General features: G+C 47.5%; 14 protein-coding genes and 1 other RNA gene. 5 read left to right on the top strand and 10 right to left on the bottom strand.

All coding sequences use genetic code 11. The annotated features are described in order from the left end of the window. The 8 genes from E4N66_RS02115 to E4N66_RS02080 all read right to left on the bottom strand — a co-directional run bounded on the left by E4N66_RS02115 (position 1) and on the right by E4N66_RS02080 (position 14,641). Positions 1–8,814 carry a toxin TcdB middle/N-terminal domain-containing protein gene (locus E4N66_RS02115; protein ID WP_253728781.1) on the bottom strand — a complete coding sequence of 2,938 codons (8,814 nt, stop codon included), beginning with the start codon at positions 8,812–8,814 and terminating at the stop codon, positions 1–3. A gap of 516 nt (positions 8,815–9,330) precedes the next feature. After that, positions 9,331–9,672: a hypothetical protein gene (locus tag E4N66_RS02110; RefSeq protein WP_253728780.1), complete on the bottom strand. Its 342-nt coding sequence runs from the start codon at positions 9,670–9,672 to the stop codon at positions 9,331–9,333. Positions 9,673–9,686: 14 nt separating this feature from the next. Continuing rightward, positions 9,687–10,391: a hypothetical protein gene (locus E4N66_RS02105; RefSeq protein ID WP_253728779.1), complete on the bottom strand. Its 705-nt coding sequence runs from the start codon at positions 10,389–10,391 to the stop codon at positions 9,687–9,689. A gap of 30 nt (positions 10,392–10,421) precedes the next feature. Then, positions 10,422–11,618, bottom strand: coding sequence for a type II secretion system protein GspD (locus E4N66_RS02100; RefSeq protein ID WP_253728778.1), 1,197 nt, complete (start codon positions 11,616–11,618; stop codon positions 10,422–10,424). Positions 11,619–11,630: 12 nt separating this feature from the next. Then, positions 11,631–12,392, bottom strand: a complete 762-nt coding sequence (locus tag E4N66_RS02095) for a hypothetical protein (protein WP_253673039.1) — start codon at positions 12,390–12,392, stop codon at positions 11,631–11,633. After that, positions 12,389–13,414 (bottom strand): hypothetical protein, encoded by a 1,026-nt coding sequence (locus E4N66_RS02090; protein ID WP_253673041.1) that lies wholly within the window; start codon positions 13,412–13,414, stop codon positions 12,389–12,391. Before E4N66_RS02090 ends, E4N66_RS02095 begins: the two co-directional genes overlap by 4 nt. Beyond that, positions 13,401–14,042, bottom strand: a complete 642-nt coding sequence (locus E4N66_RS02085; protein WP_253673043.1) for a hypothetical protein — start codon at positions 14,040–14,042, stop codon at positions 13,401–13,403. Before E4N66_RS02085 ends, E4N66_RS02090 begins: the two co-directional genes overlap by 14 nt. Before the next feature lie 2 nt (positions 14,043–14,044). Then, positions 14,045–14,641, bottom strand: coding sequence for a tetratricopeptide repeat protein (locus E4N66_RS02080; RefSeq protein WP_253673044.1), 597 nt, complete (start codon positions 14,639–14,641; stop codon positions 14,045–14,047). Positions 14,642–14,773: 132 nt separating this feature from the next. Here E4N66_RS02080 and lepB point away from each other — a divergent pair, with 132 nt between their 5' ends. From lepB to E4N66_RS02065, 3 genes are read left to right on the top strand one after another with little or no spacing between them, the layout of a single operon-like run. Continuing rightward, entirely contained in the window at positions 14,774–15,301 is a 528-nt protein-coding gene (lepB, locus tag E4N66_RS02075) for a signal peptidase I (protein WP_253728777.1), read from the top strand. Beyond that, on the top strand, positions 15,292–17,169 hold the full coding sequence (locus tag E4N66_RS02070) for a penicillin-binding protein (protein WP_253728776.1): 1,878 nt from the start codon (positions 15,292–15,294) through the stop codon (positions 17,167–17,169). The genes lepB and E4N66_RS02070 overlap by 10 nt, the downstream gene beginning before the upstream one ends. Beyond that, positions 17,150–19,186, top strand: coding sequence for a motility associated factor glycosyltransferase family protein (locus E4N66_RS02065; protein ID WP_253728775.1), 2,037 nt, complete (start codon positions 17,150–17,152; stop codon positions 19,184–19,186). The genes E4N66_RS02070 and E4N66_RS02065 overlap by 20 nt, the downstream gene beginning before the upstream one ends. 307 nt (positions 19,187–19,493) lie before the next feature. Here E4N66_RS02065 and E4N66_RS02060 read toward each other — a convergent pair whose 3' ends face one another. Further along, positions 19,494–19,634 carry a hypothetical protein gene (locus E4N66_RS02060; RefSeq protein WP_253728774.1) on the bottom strand — a complete coding sequence of 47 codons (141 nt, stop codon included), beginning with the start codon at positions 19,632–19,634 and terminating at the stop codon, positions 19,494–19,496. Between the two features lie 31 nt (positions 19,635–19,665). On the opposite strand from E4N66_RS02060, the gene E4N66_RS02055 reads away from it, so the two are divergent. Continuing rightward, positions 19,666–20,709: a hypothetical protein gene (locus E4N66_RS02055; RefSeq protein ID WP_253728773.1), complete on the top strand. Its 1,044-nt coding sequence runs from the start codon at positions 19,666–19,668 to the stop codon at positions 20,707–20,709. A 66-nt stretch (positions 20,710–20,775) separates the two neighbouring features. Here the strand turns inward: E4N66_RS02055 and ssrA are convergent. Further along, positions 20,776–21,124: a transfer-messenger RNA gene (ssrA, locus tag E4N66_RS02050) on the bottom strand. 91 nt (positions 21,125–21,215) lie between these two features. Here ssrA and E4N66_RS02045 point away from each other — a divergent pair. After that, the gene (locus E4N66_RS02045; RefSeq protein ID WP_253728772.1) at positions 21,216–21,917 is read left to right on the top strand and encodes a Bax inhibitor-1/YccA family protein; all 702 of its coding nucleotides are present in this window, start codon (positions 21,216–21,218) and stop codon (positions 21,915–21,917) included. Positions 21,918–21,976: the final 59 nt, after the last annotated feature.

Here is a 21,976-nt window from a genome sequence, read left to right as displayed (position 1 = left end):
TCACATCCCTTGAAATATTAATTCATTCTCTTTAAGATAATTCATCAACCCATCAGTATCGTTATTTTTCAAAAACTTCTCAATATCGTTAGTGATCTGTTTTATTTCTTTAAGAGTTTTAGTTATATTTAGTTCAGAGACTTTTACCGTATAGGCCGTCCATGTATGTACTTCACCAGGAGAACCACCTGGAACATTAGCAGTAATTGATCCAGCAATAGTAATACTTTGAATTTTCTCAGATAAACTATTTGCTGTAGGATTATATCCAATTTCTCCTCCGGCACCTATGAGGCCAGAAATGCTAACACTAGCACCACTAACTAATGAAAATCCTTCTATATCACTAAATTCGTCAGCAAACGGTGCCAGCGTAAGTTCAATTCCACTAGAAGCTCCTAATCCTATATACGCCCCTGTTTGACTTATAGTGTATGTACCAATAGAAGCATCTTTTCCGTTTAAAGGAAGTGAAACAAAAAAACCGCTATTATTTGATACCCCTAATCCACCACCAGCCGTATTAGATAGCCCAACCATTAAAATAAAAGCCCCATCCGGATCAGTATACTTCACCGGATTATTCCCCGCATAGTGATACAGGTGCAGGTTCACTACATTAAACACCCCACCCATGCCCGGCAGGTTCTCGTTGTGTTTCTTAGCCTCGTCATCTATCGGGGCTTTGGGTATGTAGTCTCCCAGCGCCGGGTCGCCACTCAACCACCTCGAATACTTCGGGTCAAGGTAACGCGCGCCGTAATAGTACAGCCCCGTCTCTTCATCCATCTCCTTACCGGTGAACCTAAACGGCAGCTTGTCTAAGCCTGCGGCGACTTCCTCTATCCAGAGCTCCCCGTAAGGTGTGTATTCGATGTGCTCGTACTGCCTGCCTCGCCAGTCTGTCACAAACTGCGCGCTGCCGAGGTGGTCGCTATGATAGTAGTACCGCTTCTCCCGCTGCTCGGCATTGTCTCCGTTGTTGTCCGTATGCGTCATCGCGGTAACTAAACGGCTATTGCCGACAAAGATGTGCTTGTGGACGCGTAAGCCTTGCGGGTTGTTCTTATCCTGCACGGGGATGTGTATCGTGTAGAAGTTATTGAAGTATAAGGTCTCGCTCCTTCCTTCTTCGGTGTACTTTAAGGCTCGCTGCCCGTCCTCACCATAGCGATAGTGTACGGTGTAGCTTCGGTCGCTCGATTTGGTCAACAGGTTCTTCTCATTCCACGTGTAGTTACGCCGGTACGCAAATAGGTTCTCCGGATGACTCTCTTCCGTCTCCTTTGGGGCGTCAAGGCCGAAGCCGTAGTCGGTGCCGTAGACGTCGGTGTCCGGGTCGTAGTTGTATGTAAAAATAAACTCATCGTCCTCGGTAAACGGGCCGTCTTTTTCCGCCGTTATGTTGCCGTTCGCGTCATAGCGGTAGTAGCGGTTTCCGGCATGCACAAGCCGGTGTGCGTAGGCCGGGTCGTACTCGTAGGTGAGGTCGTAGTCAAGCTCTGCGTTCGGGTAGGCGTTACCGCGGGCGCCGGGGAGGTTCGTGGTGCTGGCCTTACGTGTCATATTCCCGATGCCGTCAAAGGCAAAGTCTTGCTTATACTTTGCAACATGTACCGGCGTACTTCCAAAGCTTTTTATCGCCTTGTACTGGTTGCTGGTTCCCTCCACTCCGATGAGCTGATAGAGGCTGTCGTAGGTGTAACTCTGGCTCGTCTCGTAGACACTCGCGTCGTTGCTGTAACCGAGGACATTCCCGACTTTATCGAAGCGGTAGGTTATTTTCTGGAATACCTCATCGGTTTGTTTATTTCTCGTCTCGATGTCTTTTAACCACCGGCGCTTGTCGTCGTAGCGGTAGCGGGTCTCTACGCCGTTTCCGTATTTGATATACACGCGCTGCCCGTGTTCGTCATAGACAATCGTGTCGATGTAACTGTAGGTTTCACTTCCCTTTACCGTGTTCTTTACGCCGCTCACCCCCTTGAGCTGTCCGCCCTTGTCGTAGGTGTAGGTGATGGTTTCCCCATCGGGGTATTTCATCGTCTGCATACGACCTAAGTAGTCGGAGCAGTAAGTAAAGGTTGCCGTTTCCGGCTTACTGAGTACCTCGTAGCGCTGTATTGTCCGTGTCTCTTCTACGACTTCGCTTAACTTCCCGTACTTGTAGCTTATCTCTCCGCTCTCATCTTTTTTATGGACTATCTCTCCTGCACCGACTTGGCCGGGTACTCCGTATTCGTATGTTACGTCTTCACTGAACGGGTAGTCTATTTTTACAAGCCTATCAAAGCCGTCATAGACGTACTGTATCTCGCTTAACTTACTGCGCAGCAATGAGTCCGTCTCTGCTTCAAGGAGCCCTTTGCTATCATAGCGCCATTCTTTCCTTCCGGTGTCTTTACTTTCTAAGGCTACTTTTCTCCCTAACAGGTCGTATGTTACCGAGACAATATTCTCGTTTGCATCATACGCACGAAGCATCTCTCCCAATACCGAATATTCATATCTGCCTTTGGTTAAGACTGTGCCGTTTTTATCAAGGCGTTCCACCTCCCGGATGTTTCCGCGCGCGTCTTTCTTTGTAACGCTCTTATTCTCTAACGGGTCGGTTGCGATTGTTATCTGTAAACCGTCTTCTATTTCATACTCATTTTTTTGCTCACTTCCGTCGGGTAACAATGTATTGATTACTCGGTCGATGCCGTCGTAGGTATAGGCGCTTTCGTTTCGCAGTTTCGTAAAGTCGTTTGTTTCATAGAACTGCTCGACGCTTGCGTAAGAAGCTTTGCTTGCAAGCTCAGCCGGTAAATCGCCTGCGTAGAAGAAGGGCATTCCTTCTTTTATCTTTCTTCCTGCCTCGTCGTAGTAGGTCGCCCCCGAAATATTCCAGCCGACATTCGTTTCTCCGGCAGTTCCTTCTCGGTACACTTCCCCTTCTTTTGCCGTGTAGAGGGCGCGGCCTAAGCCGTCATGCATGACTATCGTTTTCATAATGGCAGTGTCGGCCGCTTCGGTGGTAAGCTTATTTGCCGTTACCGTGTACCAGAAAGAAGATTCCGGGGTATGGTATTCGTACTTTGCGTAGGGAGTACCTGCAGGATCATCATAGGGACTTCGCACTTCAATAACTCGCCCGAAGCCGTCATACCGGTACTTCATGGTGCTTTTGGCACTGTCGGTCTCTTCAAGTTTTACCCCTAAGGCACTGTCCCACAGGAGCGTACTCTCGTACGGAGTGCCGCCTTTACTGCCTTCTTCGGTTATCTTAACCGGGTATATCCCGTCTTGATACCGGTAGCGTACCTTCTTTCCGGTGGGGCTCGTGAGTGTTTTGATATTCCCGCTTTCATCCCACTCTATCGTGTAGGTAAGGAGTGTGTTATTGCCCGTGTATTGTTTTACTTCCGTTATCGCACCGGTGTTATTATCGTAGCGTCCTTCGCGCTTCCGCAACAGCCTGCCGCTCTTGCCGTCCAGCACTTCTATCCGTTCGGGGTGCGCTTTAAAGTAGTGTGCATCATCGGCACTGTCCCAATACCGTATGCGGGCAATAATATCGTCGTTGGGATTGGTAACGTCTCCCTTATCTTCTAAGCTCGTAACATTGCCGTACCGGTCATAGCGATAATCGCTTTCTGTCCGTATTTCGCGGTATCCTTCTCGTATTGTGTTCCACTCTTTTTTTATCCGCGCATGAGGCTCTTCATCTACTTCATACTCTTTTATCGAATAGATGCTTCCTCCGGCGCTTACCGTCTCTTTTTTAATCATGCCTTTGCGGTAATAGGCATCGATGTAGTACTCGGTCTCGGTGGTCTTGCCCGTCCCCGTTACCGCGCGGACTGTCTTAAATCCATAGAACTCTTTTGCTTTGCGGTCATAGTAGCCGTCTTTGTAGGTGTAGGTTGTGCGGTACGATTGTATGTTTCCTGATTTTGTTTCAAGCCCGGAATTCATTGTTACGCCGCTTAATACATACTTACTCTGCGGCAGCTCCCGTGTGTTCCCGACTCTTTGGTACTCTATCTCATAGCTGCCGCCGGTCGGTAGCTTTATCTTCTTTAAAAGCCCGACTTTACCTAACTTGTTCCGCTGTACGTACAGCTTATCGGAGCCGCCGATGTTGAAGACGCGGTCAGACAATCCGTCCCCGTCTACGTCAAAGAGGCGTAAACTTACTTCGCTGTTACTATAGGTTCCATTCACTCCACCTGAAAAGTTAAACGTCAACGCAACAAAAAACCACTTCACCGCTGCCTGCCCCGATAGACTTCCCGACATCCCCACACTTTGACTTGTGTTAAATTCCAATGCCTTCGGTACCTGCAACAGTTCCGCTATTTTATTTGAATCAACCTCCTTATTCATGCCGCCAGGCCGGTACGGTACTTGGATGTTTTCTGACGTATCCACAAGCCGCGAAAGTGAATCGCGGTAATATTTCGCATACTCTTCACCCTCCAAGCCTCTCACTTCAATCGTCTTTTCTTCTTCGTCAAAACCCGCTCCTCGGTTCAGCTTTACCCTATAGCTTCCATCATCTTTCACGCTCAAAAGATCCGGTAAGCCGTCTCCGTTTATATCCGCTATCAGCTCGTCAGTCGTCGTCCGGCTTACGTTCACGTTTACTCCGAGGTTGCCTCCTCCGTAGTACTCCTTCGCTCCCGCACTCAAGCCTGCTCCGAAGTTCCCTCCGTTACTATCAATCGCTCCCTTCGATAGGCTTCCCCCTGCCCAACTCCCCGCTTTTTTAAACTCATCTCCGATGTTCAGCTTGCTTCCGTCCGCTGTTTGGTAGTCCGGTAGTCCGTCTCCGTTGATATCGACTAATCCGCTTTCTTGCTGCTGTCTACCCCGTGAGAAGTTTACTCCTTCATTCACGTTTATTCCGTACGGATCCCCTCGCGGCGGCGGCGGGGTGAGCTCTGTTACTTTCCCGCTCCCGCTCGCACGTACTACTTGTATCCCTCCGGACATCCCCACTCCTCCACCGAATATCCGCGATTCGTTACTATTCTTCCCTAACGCTCCCCCCGCTATCCGTCCCTTCGCCTTAAACGCTCCTTCTTCCGTCCCGTACTGTACTTCAATTCCCCCTTCTCCGTTTTTCAGGATGTCAGGATACCCGTCTCCATTGATGTCTTGATAGCTTTGTACCTGCTTACTCTCTCCCGTATTAAAGCCGACGCTCGCATTGATCGATGCAACCGATGCATTAGCATGCGCTTCAACCGTTTTATCAAATCCGCTGCTTTCATTCGCTCCAAGCGCAAATCCGCTCGCCGCTTTTACCCACGGCAGCTTCCGGTACGCCCCGCCGGTTATCCGGCTGCTGTGCAGCACTCCGTTATCGATATACGCCGCATAGCTCACTATGGCGCTTCTGAGCTCTCCGTCTCTATCAAACCCGTTTTCCGCTGTATTCGCTATCGCTCCAATAAGGCTTTTGTCTTTAAAGCTCCATTCGCTCGCACCGTCTCGCTCAGGCGCTTTGCCATCCAGCTCCGCTGCGTATCTTCCATACGTTTGTACGCCGCTATACCCGCCGAGTCTTCCTTTCTCAACCTCTTTCGCAACTTCTGCTTTTACCCTTGCTCCAATCTCCTGTCCGTTCCCGCTCTGTTTAAGCTGCGCGGCAAATGCATCTTTTTCCTTTTCTCGTGTTTCCTGCTCTGCCTTACTATTTTCCTTCGCCTGCTCTGCTTTCGCCTTGTCTTTATAGTCCTCATTTTTCTCATACTCATTTGCTGCAAAAAGCGCTTCCACGCTGAACTTCTGCGCTCCCCACCTCGAATATACTCCGTAGTACCACCGGTTCCCTCCTCCGTACATCTGCTCATACCGGCCGAACCCAGCTATTCCTTCTTTCCCTTCATACTCCCCAATCCAATAGTTCTCATTGCCTCGGTATTCTTTTATCTCTTCCCATGCAGTTACCACCTTCCCGTTTTCTATCTTCTTCATTTCAAGCCGGCCATCTTTTACTTCATACAAGCTTTCCCTCGGGTATTCTATCCGCACTCCCACCGTCTCGTAATAATAGCTTTCTACATATTCTAAAAACTGCTTTACTTTCTCTTGCTCAAAACTTCCTTCTTTTACTTTGTATTCTTTCTTTACCCCATCATACGTAAAATACGGAAACTCATACGTCTCACTTTCATACCGCTTCAGCTTCTTCTCGAACTGCTGTAACCCTTCTCCGCTTATCCCGCTCTTTATTTGATACCCTTCGGCTTTCTCTTCAAAGTACTCGCTGCCGATTGCCTCTTTCTCTTTGTCGGTGAAGATACCGATCTCTCGTATCCGCTTCTCTCCTTCGGGCAGCTCGTCGATAATCACTTTCCCTTCTATCCGCGCTGCTTTCAGCGCTTTGGCTATCTCTTTTTTATCCTCTTCTGCGGCGCCCTCTTTCAAATGCCACTCGTTCCCCGACTTTTCATACAATGTTCCTATCCCGACCATCTCGGAGCCTTTCCGTACCGTCTTGTCTTTTATCTTCCCGTAGGCCACCTCGCTTACGCTTTCTACTCGACTGATGCGGTATTCTATTCCTTTCTCGACTTTCTCCGCCATCCCTTTTTCATATTCTTCTCTGCTGATCGTCCGCCCGAGCGTTCTTCCCTCAAGTACAATTGCAAACTCATAGCCAGTCTTGCTCCGCGGCTCTACCACTGCCTTTACGCCGCTTCCTTCCGTTGCTACAACCGCTCCATCTTTCCTCTTTCCCTGCTCATACAGAACAAGCTCCTCTCCTTCTTTTTCAATCCGGTAGGTTTTTCCGTTGATTTCTCCGACTTCTATACCCGCTAAATCTTCATATCCGCGCTCTCCCTTCTTGCGTTCGCTGTTCGATTGCAGCGTCAGGCTGTCCCGATAATAGGCGCTCCCGTCAAGATAATACAGCGGATACCGTGTTTTCCCCTCGGCATTTTTATAGCCGGCTTCTTCTTTCCGCTCGATGGCGCTCAATTTCGAAAGAATATCGCTTTCAAACGTATACGTCCCGTTATTGATTGTATACACATATTCTTCAAAGCCCCCGTCATACCGCACTTGCGCCTTTAATCTCTCCTGCTGCTCCTGATCTCCGATCCTGCTCCATACCGCTTCAAATCGCTCCTTTCCTATCTCGTTTCCGGCATACTCGTAATAGCCTCCTTCAAGTATCGCTTCTATCGATTCCTCGTTCAGATCCTTTTTATAATCACTGTTTTTAAGCCGCCATAGCGTATGGCCGCCACCATCCTGTCTTGTTTCATATAAATCTTTCAATACACCGGCAGGCGGTTCCCGTACCGCTTCAGGTAGCTTATACACAATGTGCGCCCCAAGCTGTTCGTCTCTTTGGTACTGTGTGTATCGTATCCTTATGTCCGCCTTCACGCTCTCGCCAATTTCAACGCGGTTATCCGTTTCCGTAGCAAAATAGATATACTGTCCCCGCTTAACCGCTTTCTTAAAAGTATAGTCTTTGGCTTCGCTGCAGTCGATTTCCTCTCTGCTGCCATCTGTCACAACGCACAGCTTCCCGTTTGCCCTCTCTTTTATATCTACTGTTATCTCTATGCTTCCGCTTACTGCGCTCCGCCATGCTTGTATCACTTCCTGAAAATAGTGCCCCTTCTCCGCTTTCTCTCTCTCTTCTTTACTTACCCCTATCTCCGCTTTCTCTATCCCGCTTAAAACAATTCCCCTTTTAAAGCCTCTTCCCCGGTCGTTTTCGTAGTACTTTCCCTTCGACACAAAATCCACATACCCGTCCCGGTTTACATCTGCAAATTCGCTTTTACTTTCTCCGCGCCCTCCCTGTTTTGTCAGTCCCGCACCTGCTCCGGCCGAGCCTGCCCCAAAATCCACATTAATATCTACCTTCCCTCCGATACTCCAGTTCCAATCCTCGCTTTCACTTAAAAATAACCCTTTCAATGCCTTCCCATCAAAGTACTCCGCCCGCTCATATCCTATCTTTCCGTCGCTGCGCTTTTTCCCTTCATATATCCTTATTTCCCCTTTCTTCCACTCCACAATGTCCGCTATCCCGTCTCCCGTTACATCCACAAAATTCCGCTTACTATGCCCACTCCCGCTTCCGGCAGAAGCGGTCATGCCTCCTGATATCGACACGGCGCCTCCAAAGTTCACTCCCACTCCTCCGCTGCCGCTTCCTCCTCCGCTTATGTGTACGCTTTCCGCTATGCTCCCGCTTCTTTCCCACCCTTCCGTCTCTCCGAATACTCGCAGCTTCCCGCTCTCCTTCTCCGCTTCTTCGTACCCGAATTCATACCCATACCCTTCCGCGCTTCCCTCTCCCTTTACTTCAAGCTTTACAAGAAGGCTCTCTCCCATCTCGTTTTCTCGATATTCAAAGCCGTATGCTCTTATCGCCCGCCCACCGACGCTCATCTCGATGCTCGCTATCCGCTTACTCTCTTTCCTCACATACTTTCCACGTCCCTCAAGCCGCACATCACCTCTGCCTTCATACTCAATACGCACGTGCCGCTCGCCCTCTTTCCCGTAGATAACCTGTTCAAGAAGTACCTCTTCACCCTCTGCTCCGGTTTCCTTCTTGTACACATACTTCACCTCGTTTCCGAAGCTGTCTCTCTCCCGATCCAAATAATAAATATATTTTGCACCTGCTCCTTTGCCGCTCCACCTTTCTTTCCCGTATATCTTTACCCGTCCGTCTTTCCCCGTTACTTCAAAATAATTTTCACTTACTCCTCTCCCTTCTACCCACCCGTTGGCTATCCGTTCATACCGCTGCTCCTTCTCCTTTATCCACGCTCCCCCTTCATACCTCACACGGCTGCCTTCTACAATGTATGTGTCCTTCCCGTTATACCTGTGGTAGGCCAAACCGTGTGTCTATACTGATGCTTTCTATTCCTCCTAAACTCCATCCCTTCCCTAATAGTCCCCAGCCGCTTCCGCTCGCATAGCTAAGGAAAGATCTGGCGCCATCCCTTTCACCCTTCCGGTACTTTGAGCTTTATACCGAACGCCGCACTTCCTTCACTTCCCCTTGTAATCCTTCTATCCTTTCTATCCCCTGCCGCATCCGCCGCCTTCAGCTCCTTGATGCTGTTTGTTCACACGCACCGGTTCAGGGCTCTCCGGTAAACTCAATGTCCCGTTGATCATATCCGTAAAATGATCCGTATACGATTCTATCCGCTTCCCTTCCTCATCGACTCTCTTTCGCTCTAATGCAACCCACCGCTTCTCTTTCTCATCGTAATAGTACGTATATCTCTTCCGCGTATTCTGCTTCTATCCGCTCGTCGTACTCAAGCGATAGCTCACACGCTTTCTTAAATTTCATCCCCTTAGGCAAAACTGCCACCCGCCAAAGCCCGCCGTTACGTTCTTTACTTCTCCTCCCTCTGCTACTTCATACAGCCGGCTAATCGTTATCTCGACTTCCTCTTCCACTGCTCCGCGAGGAATCACAAACCGTACTCCTTCCGCCTCTAACACTCCTCCCTCTTGCCCGATAACCTTTTGCGCTACGAGCTCGCTTGCTTCTCGCTTTACTCCACGCGCTCCTTCCGTCCGACCCTGGCCGTATGCTCCGCCGGGCGCTATCATCGTAAAAAGGTAGACCGTAAATACTGCTTTCTTCACTATCCCTGCCAAGGCTTCTTTTATTCTTTTCATCATCTCTTCCTCTCCCCTTACCTCACCGCCTCGTACTCTATCCACACGCGCTCGCTCGGAAATTTATCCTTCGCCGATATCACCGCTATTACTCCTGCTTCGCCTTCCCCTAAGGCATACTCATCCGCATTGTTAATCGTGTACGCTGCTTCTCCCTTATACTCTTCGTCGTTAAAGTATATCTGTATCGCCTTTCCCGCTTTCTTTACGCTGATACTATTCGCCACCCCGTAGCCCTTTGCCAACCGTTCGCTCGTTTTTTTCCATGCTATATGCTTATATTCCCCGTTCACTGCATAACCTACCGAGTATCTTCCGTCCGTATGTATCAGTACAACGAGCATCCGGTACTGCTTCTGTCCTACCTCTGTCTTGGTACTGTAACATATAAGCCCGTATCCGGCTTCGCTTGCGCCTGCTTTCTTTACGACCCGTATGCACGGTTTCTGTTTATTTATCTCTTCTCCAAAAAATTTCCATAAGGTGTATCCTCTCACACTCCAATATTTTGTGTCGTTTACCTTAAATATAACCTTCCCGTCGGCTCCTTTAGTAAACAATATGTCTTCAGAGGGTTTGCTCTCTTCCTCCTTTTCTTCTATTTCTTTCCCTTCGTCAAGCGGGTTATTTCCGACGGTACCTCCCGAACTGTACTGATTAACACATCCTGTCAATAATCCGAGGCACAACAACAAAGTAATAATCTTGTTTGTCTTTTTCATAGTTACTCCTATAAAATTTTCCGATGTTTTTCAGTTCGCTTCTTCTACATACTTCTTATACAGCCGCATCAGTCGCTCGCTCTTTTTCTCTTTTTTCTCTTTCTCCCGATGCAGATACGGCACAATGTAGATAACCATCTCCGTCACTGTTTCCGCCCCGCTCGTATCTTTAAATAACATTCCCGCTACCGGTATATCGCCGAGTCCCGGTACTTTTTTTTCACTCGAATTTCTTTCCGCTTGCAACAAACCGCCGATAATAATCGGCGTACCCGATTGCGTCCTCACCTTTGTCTTTACGATCTTCTCCGACGTCGGCGGCAGTACCCCGCTTGTTACTCCCCCCGATCCCTGCTTCGACACTTGCGCATTTACTTCCATCGTTATCATTCCGTCTCCGGAAACATTCCCCTTGATATTTAGCAATAACCCCGACGTTATCTCCCTCATCGACCCATATAAGGGCTTGCCATTTGAATCGAACGTCTTATCGATATAGCGAAACGTATTCGTATTTTGGAATTTCACCTCTTCTCCCGTCAGTCCGTTCAGCGTTGTGTCCGCTAATACTCGTGCCTTATTTTCGGATAACTCAAAGCTCAACTTCGCAATAAACTGATAGCCGAATTTCGAAACAATATCAAAATTGATATTAAAGATATTACTCATCACTCCGGAAAATTCACTCATCGGCTGTCCCTTACTTTTCTTTACTTCAAGGCTCTTAGTCCAATTCATATCCTCGCTTTTCTCATACTGCACCACCAATAATTGGTACCGTATCTGCGCCTTCGGTTTATCGATCAGTTCCAGTTCTTTTAAAAACTGCGCTTTTCTCCCTTCACTCCCGTTAAAAAAAAGAATGTTCGGGTTACTCGTTACCGTTATACTTTCTTTATTCACCGACGGCGGTAAATTCCTTAACAGTTCTTCCGTCGATAGATACTTTAGCGTTACCGCCGTCGCTTTCGGCTCCTTATCCAGTATCTCGATATACTCTGCTATTATCTTTTTCTCTTCTTCTCCGCACCGAATAACAAATCCGTTCCCGTCCGCTAATATATATATTTTGTTCTTCTTCAATCCTTCCGGTAATGCGTCGATAAATTTTTTCGCTTCAATGTATTGCAGCTCATATTTTTCGCTGCTCCTTTCTTCTTCCGCTTCCTGTCCATATAAGCAAAGCGATAAAAAAAGTATGCCCAGTAAAACGACCTTTCTTTTCATCTCGCGCTTTCCCTACTCAATTGATAGAAGGCGCAAGGTATACCGATAGCATGCACCTCCCGCACTTCCGCTTACGACAATGTTCTTATCCAATGATATTTTAAACCTCAATTCTTTTTCGTAGTCCGTATCATTTTTTATCTCAACGGCGCCATTCGTTGCAGGACGCTCTTCCTCTCCGTTGTCCGGTTTCGTGATAACAAAGGGCTGGTTTGCAACATTATAGACAATCGTTATCTTCGCCTGCCTCCTCGCCGGAACTCTTACCTTATACCAGTCTTCATCCTCTAAAATCGTCCCTTCCGTCGATCGGTAATAATACACATTTGCTTGTTTATCGCTTTCCAAAAGGACGGCATTCTCTTTCTTATCATTCGGTTCATACACGTCTTTTACCTGTTTACTGTATATCCCCATGTAATGCGTCTTTCCTTTAAAACCTCTTTTTCCCCTCACCTTATCCAGCCGATATAAGTACCGTGTATCTTCTTTTAACACCGCATCTTCATACCTCGTCCCGTCTCCCTCATATACTTTTTCAAAATGTAACGGCTCCCTATCTTCACTCCTCATCACAATATACTTATCACTTCGCTCATCTTTTGCCCAACTGCACCGTATGACATTCTCTTCGCTAAATGAGTCTACGTTCAGATAAAACGTATCGGGATCTTCCTGATTCCGTGTAACAATCTCGTATATCCCGTTCCCGCATCCGGAAAAAAACATTGCACCACTGAGCACCAAAGCCGCCGACATCACGTTCCTTTTCATATTCGCGTATGCTCCTTTTTAAATACTTCCACTTCCACCCCGAACGTCCCTTTATATTTTCCCATCACTTTCTTATAAAAAATGCATTCAAAATCGCTTTCAAATACGAGCTTTACCTTTTCGCTTATTCCGTATTTATATCCAAGCCCGGCGACAATACCGACCGCACCCGAATTGACTACACGCGTATCCGCATATTTATCCGTATATGAAAGAATATCAAAGTCGTATACTACCCCCATTTTCCCGTAGATACGGTGATCATTACGGAAATGAAGATATGTATTCATATATCCCGCTATATTCACGTTATGTAAGTAACTTTTTACTGCCCCTTTTCCGCTAACTCCAAACCGGTAGTCCGCGGCACACCCGATAGAAAAATAGAGGTTCATTTTTTTCGTTAAAACGGCTCCGTCATTCGGAATGACTTCCAACCCTCCTCCGGCACTTACCGTACCGCTTAAATACTGAAGCCACGCTTTGTTGATAAATGTCCAATACCCCGCTTCCACCTGCACATTGATTCTACTGTGTGTTTTATTTTCATCTCTATCGGGCAGGTAAAAAAGCTCCTCCAATTTTCTCACTACTTTTCTGCTGATATTTTGTATAAATGCTTCGTAATCTTCCGCTCCGTCTTTTTCGTATACCGTGTAAATAGTTTTCCGTCCCTCTCCATCAAATATTCTGATCTCTCCCTCATACGTCTGTTCGCTTTTTCTAATCCACCCGTACAATAAATATGCTATTTTTTCTTCTTTACATACTTTTAAGGCATCATAGGAAGACCTCACCGTCTTTATCTGTGCAGGTGTTTTCACAGCCGTCATCGCAAGAGCACCTTTTTGTTCCTCTATGCTCGTATAGATATCATCCCGATACCGCTCGTCTATTCCATAACTTTCCCCGCCTTCATCCACAGTTAAGATCGGCGCGATATATACCTGCTCCCCATATACCCCGGCAGTAGCCCATACGATAATCATAGATGTTAATAAAAGCAGCTTACCGCGCTTCATATTCTATAGCTCGCTCCTTTTCGATAAACGTTTCTATCTTTTTAAAGCTGTCCTCTCTCATGCCCTTTCCCCGAAGATATTCAATTTCTTTCAGCAGAAATTCATAGTTTTCTTTGTTCATTTCATTCGCGTAAAACAAGCTGTACATCCGATAATACCGGCTCATAAGTCGCTCAGGATCTTTTTCTACAATTTCATCATATAGTTGATATGCCGCGGCATATTTCTTTCCCTTTAAAAGCCGGTAGGCTTCTTCTTCTTTCCCTGCCAAATACGCTTCATCATACAGGAGCCGCACTCCTTTCCCGCTCTCTTTTTCTCCTGCCGGAACTTGCCCCGCTACTCCGCGTTTTACTTGCCCCTGTGCAATCATCGTTTTCTCTATCCTGTCCAGTCGATCGTTTATATTCGCTTCGCTTACCGCGATCGCTTCTTTTATCTTCTCTTCCTGTGCCCCAAGCGCTTTTTCAGCTGCATCTCTCCCTTGCTCTAAGGCAAGCGTCAGCATCCTTTCCATCTCTTTTTGCCTGCTTTGCACACTCAACAGTAGAGCGACATTCAAAACTAAAAGCGCAAAAGCCGACACTACCGAAGCTTTCCTGAGGTATCCTTTTATCCGCCGCTCCACTTTTATTTCCTTACCCTTTCCAGTCTCTGCATAAACGCTTTTACCGCAGCATCTTCCTTTCTGCTCATGCTTTCTAACGCCGCAAGCGCCTCATCAGCTTTCCCTTCCCTATATCGTATCACCGCTCTCAAATAAAGACTTTCATCTCGGCTCTCTTCTATTTCGAACGCTCGATCAAGAAACCCCTCCGCTTCTTCATAGTTTCCGTTCTCTATCACCCCTTCTGCTTCTTTTAATAAGTATTCACCGCTTTCAAGCCTTAAATGCAATAAGCTCAGAGGTTCATAATAAAATACCTGCTTAAATTTTTCATACCCTTCTTTTTCCAATTCTATCAGTTGTTCCTTCTTATCCTTTATATCCGCAAAATAAAACTGTAGGATAAACCGCCCCTGCCCGTCCGACACCGCCTTCAGCTTTCCGTTTACCTTTACGTTGACCAACGCCACACCTTCTTCCCGTTCGTCATAGATCATCCCATACATGACTCCTGCATCATCTTTGTATTTCTTATTCCACACGCTCGTGCAGGACATCACCGCCGCCGCAACTACGGCAGCCGCCAAAACTAAAAGCAATTTATTTCGATTCAGCATCATATACTCTAAGAATATACCACACCATAATACCGCTGTCAAAACAAAAATAGTTCGTTTTAGCCTGAAGGAGGAATGGGGCATCGCGGTTGCTTCACGCTGGAAAAAATCTTGCTTTTTTGCTATCTTTAACCGGTGAAAAGAAAACTCCTGGGCTTCCTTGTGTTAATAGGCGGCCTGCTCTTTTTAAAAAGCTATGTTTTAGATATACGGCGAATTTCGGGACATTCGATGGAACCTACCCTTTCCGATGGGCAGTTTGTTGTTATATGGAAATTGGCGTATGGAATTCAGCTTCCTGCTGCGAACCGGTATCTTTGCCGCTGGGGAATGCCGAAAACAGGGGATACCGTCCTCTATCATATAGACGGGCGGTTTGTGGTAAAACGCTGCGTAAAAATAGAAAATACGGAACTGCGTTTTATTTCGGCTCCGCAAAAATCGGCGGAAAGTTATGGTTCGCTTATATTAGACGATAATAGAACTGTTGCGCTTAACCGCGTCCAATTTAGAAATCTGGGAGGATTTTTACCGCAAGCCGAACAATATGTTCCTGCCGGTTTTATTTTAGCACTCGGCGATAATGCAATCCAATCCCGCGACTCCCGTGATTACGGATTTGTCTCGGTTGATAGTATCTGCGGTCGGTTACTATGGAACTAAATCATTTTATTTCTAAAAAACGCATTATCTTTTTTATCGGCTTGTTGCTCATCTTTACCGGCTTAATCGCCGCAAAATATGCGCGGGCAATGCTTGGGGCGGAACCGGAAGTACGTACCGTTAAGAAGACCCGCGAACGGGGTTCAATTTTAGATCGGAACGGAAAAATCTTAGCGGCAGCCACAACGCTCTATAACCTATCGGTAAATAAAACATTGATTGGGGATGTTAACCGTCTTGTCAATATTCTTTCCCCGATTCTCGAAATATCGGAATCCGAGCTGCTTGATAAAATTCAGGCTTCCAAGTCGAATTTTTTGTATTTAAAAAAGAAATTGAGTGAAAATGAAAAAGATATTTTAAAAGATGCAATACGGGAATATAATTTAAAAGGGATCAGACTTGAAGCGGTAGCAAACCGCATCTATCCTGAGAATGCACTTGCATCGACGCTGATCGGCTATCTTGGTGATGACGGTAAGGGATTGGCAGGTATTGAATATTCTATGCAAAATATCCTTTCCCCGCCTGAAGGTACTGCCGGTGCGGACAAAAATGGTTATACGGTTGCCTTAACAATCGATGCTTCCATTCAATATATGCTGCAACAGATAGCCGAGCGGACAATGAAGAGCTCAAAGGCGGAGGCAGTCATTTTTTTGGCAGCAGATGCAAAGACAGGCGAAATCCTTGCGTATATAAACGAACCGTCGGTCGATTTAGCTCATTTTACATCCAGCAAAAAAGAAGACCGGTTTGACCGTCCCGCATATTTTATTTATGAGCCGGGATCCGTTTTTAAGATTTTTTCGATAGCATCTTTCTTAGAACTCGGCACGACGAAGGATTCCGATGTCTACACCTGCGATGCACAATTTGCGTTTAAACCGCGGCAACTAAGTGAAAAAAAAGATCAAAACGTGATCCGTTGTTTGCGGGTACACGGCCAAGTAACACCGCGCGACATTATCAGATTTTCTTGTAACGACGGGATGGCGCAGATTGCCGATAAAACAGATGCCGCGGCTTTTGCCGAAAAGCTGCGGGCATTCGGGTTCGGGAAAAAGACCGGTCTTGAGCTGCCCGGAGAAGCGGCGGGCATTTTTGCGCCGGTATCGTCATGGTCAGCCCGTACCAAGCATACCATTGCGATAGGGCAGGAAATCGGTGTTACATCCCTGCAAATCGTACAAGCCGCAACAGCCTTTACCAATAAAGGTAAAACCTTAAAACTCAGTCTTTTATCCGAAATTCTGGATTCGGCAGGTAAGCCTGTCTACCGGCATAAACCGAAACCGCTTGAACAGGTTATTTCGGCACAAACGGCAAAGATGGTACTCGGTTATATGCAGACCGCCGCTGATGACGGCACCGGCTTCCGCGCTTCGATTAAAGGCGTACCGATTTCCGTTAAGACCGGTACGGCACAGATGGCGCAAGCGGATGGGCGCGGCTATAGTTCTACCGATTACCTCAGCAGCTGTATCGGTATTTTTCCCGTCGATGACCCGCAGATTATCCTGTATATGGCGGTTATCCGTCCTGTCGGGGAAACCTACGGTTCATTGGTCGCCGCGCCGGCTATTTCGGAAGCTGCAAATGTAATTATTGATTATCGCGGTATGGGGCGGGCAAATGCTCCGAATGTAACCCATACCGGCATTATTCAATCGCACCGCCAAACACCGGTAACCGTCGGCGACACGATGCCCGATTTGATCGGCACCCCCAAGCGGCTGCTGCTCGATTTATTAGGCAGAACCGATATTACGGTTAAGCTGACCGGAGACGGCTACGTAACTGCCCAGAGTCCGGCAGCGGGAACGCCGGTTGTAAAAGGAATGATCATTGAACTCACCCTCGAATAACGGCGCAGCTTTTATCGGCGCCGCTTCTGTCGGCTCGGCTTCCACCGGAAACAACGTTACTTCCATCGGTGCCGGAACAGCTTCTGCCGGCGTACCCTTTACCATCGATACCGAGGTATTCCTCCAAAATTGTAATGACTTTACCGCCCGCTTTCCCGAACAGGCGGCAAGGATCGGACTCAACCGGCAGGAAACAGCGCTCCAGTGTTTACAAGCCGTACCGCCCGCATACCGATTAGTACAAGCAAAAGCAAAGGGTATGGAACATACGCCGACGCTGGCGGTAAACGGCAGCTTTGTGCATTCCAAATATAACCCTCAAGAAGAAGCCCGCCGTATCCTCGATTCCGAATTTTTTCAAACCGCAGAGGCGCAGAGCCGCTGTATCTTTACAGGGCTTGGCTTAGGCTATCTTGCTTTGCAGTATATCGAACGGTTTCCCGCCGCCGAAGCGGTGATCATCGAAGCAGATCGGGATATTTTTCTGTGCTGCTTGGCTGCCCGCCCGCTTGCTTCCTTTTTTCGGCACCGGCGTTTAAGCCTTCTGATCGGCACACAACCGGAAGAAGCTGCCTCGTTTCTCGCCTCAACAGGATGGAATAACAAGATACTGTTTAAAGCGCCCGTTTCCTCCGAAACGTATAAACCGTGGTACGGGACTTTTTTTACGCTGCTTGAGCGGAATAAAATGAAAAACAGCATCAATGCCAAAACACTGGAACGCTTCGGTACACTGTGGTTAAAAAATACGGTAAAGAACCTCGATATGCTTTGTACGGCGGCAAAGATCGGCTGTTTTAAAAATGCTTTCCCCGATACGGCAGCCGTTGTCCTTGCCGGCGGGCCGAGTTTAACCGCTCATCTTGAGCAGATAAAAAAAAGCGGCAAAGATTTTTTGATTATTGCAGTGGATACGGCGCTGCGGGCATGTCTGCGGGCGGGCATTACACCGGATTTTATCCTCAGCTTTGATCCGCAGTATTGGAACTACCTGCATACCGCCGGATTGGACACAAGCAAGTCCATTTTAATCAGCGAAGCGGCGGTTTTTCCGGCGGTACTCCGGCAGCGTTACCGCGCAGTATTCCTCTCCGAATCTTCGGTACCCTTTGCCCGTTATCTTGAAAGAAAAGGCAAAAAGCAAAGCGGCGATGAGGACTGTGTACTCGCCGCCGGAGGTTCGGTTGCAACGACTGCGTGGGATTTTGCGCGGTATATCGGCGCCAAGCCCGTTATCATGGCGGGGTTGGATTTAGCCTATCCCGGTAAGCAAACCCACTTTGCAGGCAGCACCTTTGAAGAAGCCGTCCATACCCGCTCTACCCGTGTTGCTTCCGCAGAGGAAGCGAATTTTAACAGCTTATATTCGGCATTTCCTTCGCTGCATAAGGATTATGCCGGAGGTACGGTGCTGACCGACCGCCGGATGCTGCTCTATGCGTGGTGGTTTGAAAGCACGCTTGCCAAATATCCGGAGGTTAAAACCTTCAATCTTATGCCGCACGGAGTGTTTATTCCCGGAATGCCTGCCTGTACTGCGGAATATTTTGCGGGCATGACCGGCGGACTCCCGCGCACCGCCATCGATGAACGGTTGGAAACCCTTGTAAAAAGCGTGTATTCCCAAGCATTCCTAGACGGCTGCGGTGCGCGGAAGCGGCAGCTAGCCGCTTCGGTCAAGGCAATGACCGAGAGTGCCGCCGGTCTCGCAGCCCAAGCGGAAAAAGCCGAGGCATTGTGCCGCCGCTTAGCGGAGTACAACGAAGCAAGCATACGTGAAAACGCACATTCCGGTAACGGGAGTTGCGCCCGTGAGCAGGCTGCCTTAATTGCACAGCTCAACAAAATAGACGAGAACATAAAGAACGGTTTTGCGAAAGATTTGGTTGCCGTGCTCTTTTTTCACGACGAAACCGGCAAAGATAGCGGACTCCCTCCCATCGCTGCAGCAGAAACGATATACAAAAGGATTCGCCGAATGGCGATGCAGGTGTACGAGATATTTAAAAACAAGTAGATAATAGACCTATTCGATAACTGCGTTTCCGAACAGGTTTAATATCTTAAAGAACAAAAAACTTCTAAACATTTTACAGCCGCCGCCGATAATAAAAACAGAAGGGGACATTAAACGGCGGTACCAACATCCAGACGCCGTTTCTTATACACCCGAAATGAGGACGGTTTGATGCTGTTGATCAGGCCGTCCTTTTCTTTTGAAAATATACGGGGCATCTGCGTTGTCGCTACGCCGAAATAAATGCTCGACGTACACCAAGTACGCCTCCGCTTTATTTCGGCTAGGCTCCTAGCAGCTGTACCGTCTATTTGCAAAAGCGCTGTTCGGGAATGTGCAAGGATATACATTCCCGAACAATGGCATCCGTGCCGCTTCTGAATATCCTCAACGTATCGGAACCGCCAAGGATGGCGGGGATTCCATGCAGAATCTGCGGGTGTTTCATACCTATAGCTTTTTGATTTACTGCCGATACTATGAAAGCTATGGTAGTATCTTTGCCGAAAAAAATCGCCCTACTTCTTTGTGCCGCCGTGTTTTATACAACCGGCGCCTTTGCCTATGATTCCGTCAATCCTGAAAGGAACACCGCCGTTCCGCAGGGACAGATTGAATGGAAGCCGGTCTTTCCCTGTGCCCTTTTCCTCAATAAACCGGAGATCACCGTGATGGAAACAGGGGGTCTTGCTGGTCCTATTGAGTATCAGGATATCATAAAGAACAAAGAGCGGGCGGAGCACGGCTTGCAATCGGTATTGCTCAATAGCGATGTTTTTGCGCTGTATGGAAAACCGAATGCCCGCACGATGGGGATACTCGGTCAGTATTCGCTTGAAGAGATTGAGCCGATTATGAACGAATTCGTTAAACTCTACGATTCCGCAAACGGCAATCGGAATATTATCCCTGCATTTTATATCATTTACGGTACCTGCTGGCCTGCCGGCGAAATCGGTATACTTTCTACCGCTATTGTAGAGCAGTATATTGCGTTTGCGGCGGAGCGGGGCTGGTATGTGTTCCTCGACCATCAAATCGGCAAGTACTCTGTAGCCGAGGCAACAAAAAAATTACTTCCGTTCTTAAAATATCCGAATGTTCATCTCGCACTTGATCCCGAATGGAGAACCACAAAACCGATGAAGGAAATCGGCTCCGTTACAGCGGAGGAGATCAACGAAGCGCAGCAAATTATCCAGAATTATATGATTGAGCACGGTATCGGCGGCAGGCGTATGTTGGTTATTCACCAGTTTAATGCAAAAATGATTCAACAGCGGCACTTAGTAAAAAGCAATTACGAGCGGGTGCAGCTCATCCACTGTTCCGACGGTTTCGGATCACCGAAGTTAAAAAAAGAAACGTATGCATATAACGCAGCGGCAAAAAATATTCCGTTAAAGTCGTTTAAGCTCTTCTTAAAACCGATGGTTGAGGGCGCCGGTTATGACGTTCCGATTATGAAGCCGGAAGAAGTATTTTTACTTGACCCGCGCCCGTATTTGATTATGTATCAATAAATTGGTTGGAAAGAAAAAGAGAAAGTTTCGCTGTATATCCGCAACCGGATGGCTGCGGATAAGGAGTGTTGGAGATGGGGGGAATTGAACCCCCGTCCTAAAAAGAGACACAGGAGCGTCTACAGGTTTATCGGCGCGAGGTGATTGTCGGGATCCGGTGTCAGCGCCGAAAGCGTCGAATCCGTATTGCGGGAAGTGTCCTTTTTACCGTCCGCATCCGGTAAAAAGCAAGCTCCGAGTAGCGTCGGAACTCTACCTCGCTCGGAAGCAACACTCGGTAGGTTCCGCGATTACGCAGCTAATGCGTAGTCGGAACTGTCATTGTTGGCAGTTATAAAGTTTGCCGCTTTTTAGGAGTACGGCTCTCCACCTGCAACTCAAGCCTCTGCTTCCTAGTCGAAACCGGAACATCCCCAGGCTTAATCGCATCGAATATACGGATTTACCCGCCTCCTGTCAACACCCGATTGATTGACATATTAGATATTCATTTGTATATTAAGAACATGAACACATCACCTGACAACATTTCATTGCAGCAAGCAAATGAAAAAATCTCTCAGCGGTTTATCACCGCCGTATACGGATGGATGGTTGCAGCTTTAGCAATCAGCGGGATTGCAGCCTTTGCGGTCTTCAACAGCAGAACACTTGCACGGTTTATCTTTGGAAGCAACTTTACCTTCATGGGATTAATCCTCGCAGAATTTGCACTGGTCATTATTCTGTCGGCAGGTATTAGAAAAATGAGCTTTCCGGTTGCAGCCGCTTCTTTTGTGATCTACTCGATTGTTAACGGATTGACGCTTTCGGTGGTACTCTTTGTCTACACGAGCACTTCTGTTGCAAGTATTTTTGTCATAACAGCGCTGATGTTCGGTGCAATGAGTATTTATGGGGCAACAACAAAGAGCAATCTAAACTCGGCTGGTAAGTATTTGATGATGGCGCTTACCGGACTGATCATTGCATCAATCGTTAACTGGTTTATGAATTCTTCTTCGCTCAGTTGGCTGATTTCTTTTGTGGCTGTCGGTGTGTTTACCGGACTAACCGCTTATGACACGCAAAAGATTACACAAGCTGCCCGCTATGCACAGGATAATGAAGATTTTAAGAAGGTTGCGATTATCGGCGCATTAGAGCTGTATCTTGACTTTATTAATATCTTCTTAGCCCTCCTCCGCTTATTCGGCAAAAGAAGATAAAGGCATCTCTAAAAATAGGGTTAGCTTTTAGGGGTTCCCATAACAATTGTTCGAAATGC

The organism is Treponema sp. OMZ 857 (assembly GCF_024181085.1).
Classification (GTDB): Bacteria; Spirochaetota; Spirochaetia; order Treponematales; family Treponemataceae; genus Treponema.
This window is presented reverse-complemented; position numbering and strand designations above follow the sequence as displayed.

Bases quoted from the DNA above. Each gene is read 5' to 3' on its own strand.
- E4N66_RS02110 (WP_253728780.1), bottom strand. From the start codon at position 9,672: ATGATGAAAAGAATAAAAGAAGCCTTGGCAGGGATAGTGAAGAAAGCA.
- E4N66_RS02105 (WP_253728779.1), bottom strand. From the start codon at position 10,391: ATGAAAAAGACAAACAAGATTATTACTTTGTTGTTGTGCCTCGGATTA.
- E4N66_RS02100 (WP_253728778.1), bottom strand. From the start codon at position 11,618: ATGAAAAGAAAGGTCGTTTTACTGGGCATACTTTTTTTATCGCTTTGC.
- E4N66_RS02095 (WP_253673039.1), bottom strand. From the start codon at position 12,392: ATGAAAAGGAACGTGATGTCGGCGGCTTTGGTGCTCAGTGGTGCAATG.
- E4N66_RS02090 (WP_253673041.1), bottom strand. From the start codon at position 13,414: ATGAAGCGCGGTAAGCTGCTTTTATTAACATCTATGATTATCGTATGG.
- E4N66_RS02080 (WP_253673044.1), bottom strand. From the start codon at position 14,641: ATGATGCTGAATCGAAATAAATTGCTTTTAGTTTTGGCGGCTGCCGTA.
- E4N66_RS02070 (WP_253728776.1), top strand. From the start codon at position 15,292: ATGGAACTAAATCATTTTATTTCTAAAAAACGCATTATCTTTTTTATC.
- E4N66_RS02060 (WP_253728774.1), bottom strand. From the start codon at position 19,634: ATGAAACACCCGCAGATTCTGCATGGAATCCCCGCCATCCTTGGCGGT.
- E4N66_RS02055 (WP_253728773.1), top strand. From the start codon at position 19,666: ATGAAAGCTATGGTAGTATCTTTGCCGAAAAAAATCGCCCTACTTCTT.
- E4N66_RS02045 (WP_253728772.1), top strand. From the start codon at position 21,216: ATGAACACATCACCTGACAACATTTCATTGCAGCAAGCAAATGAAAAA.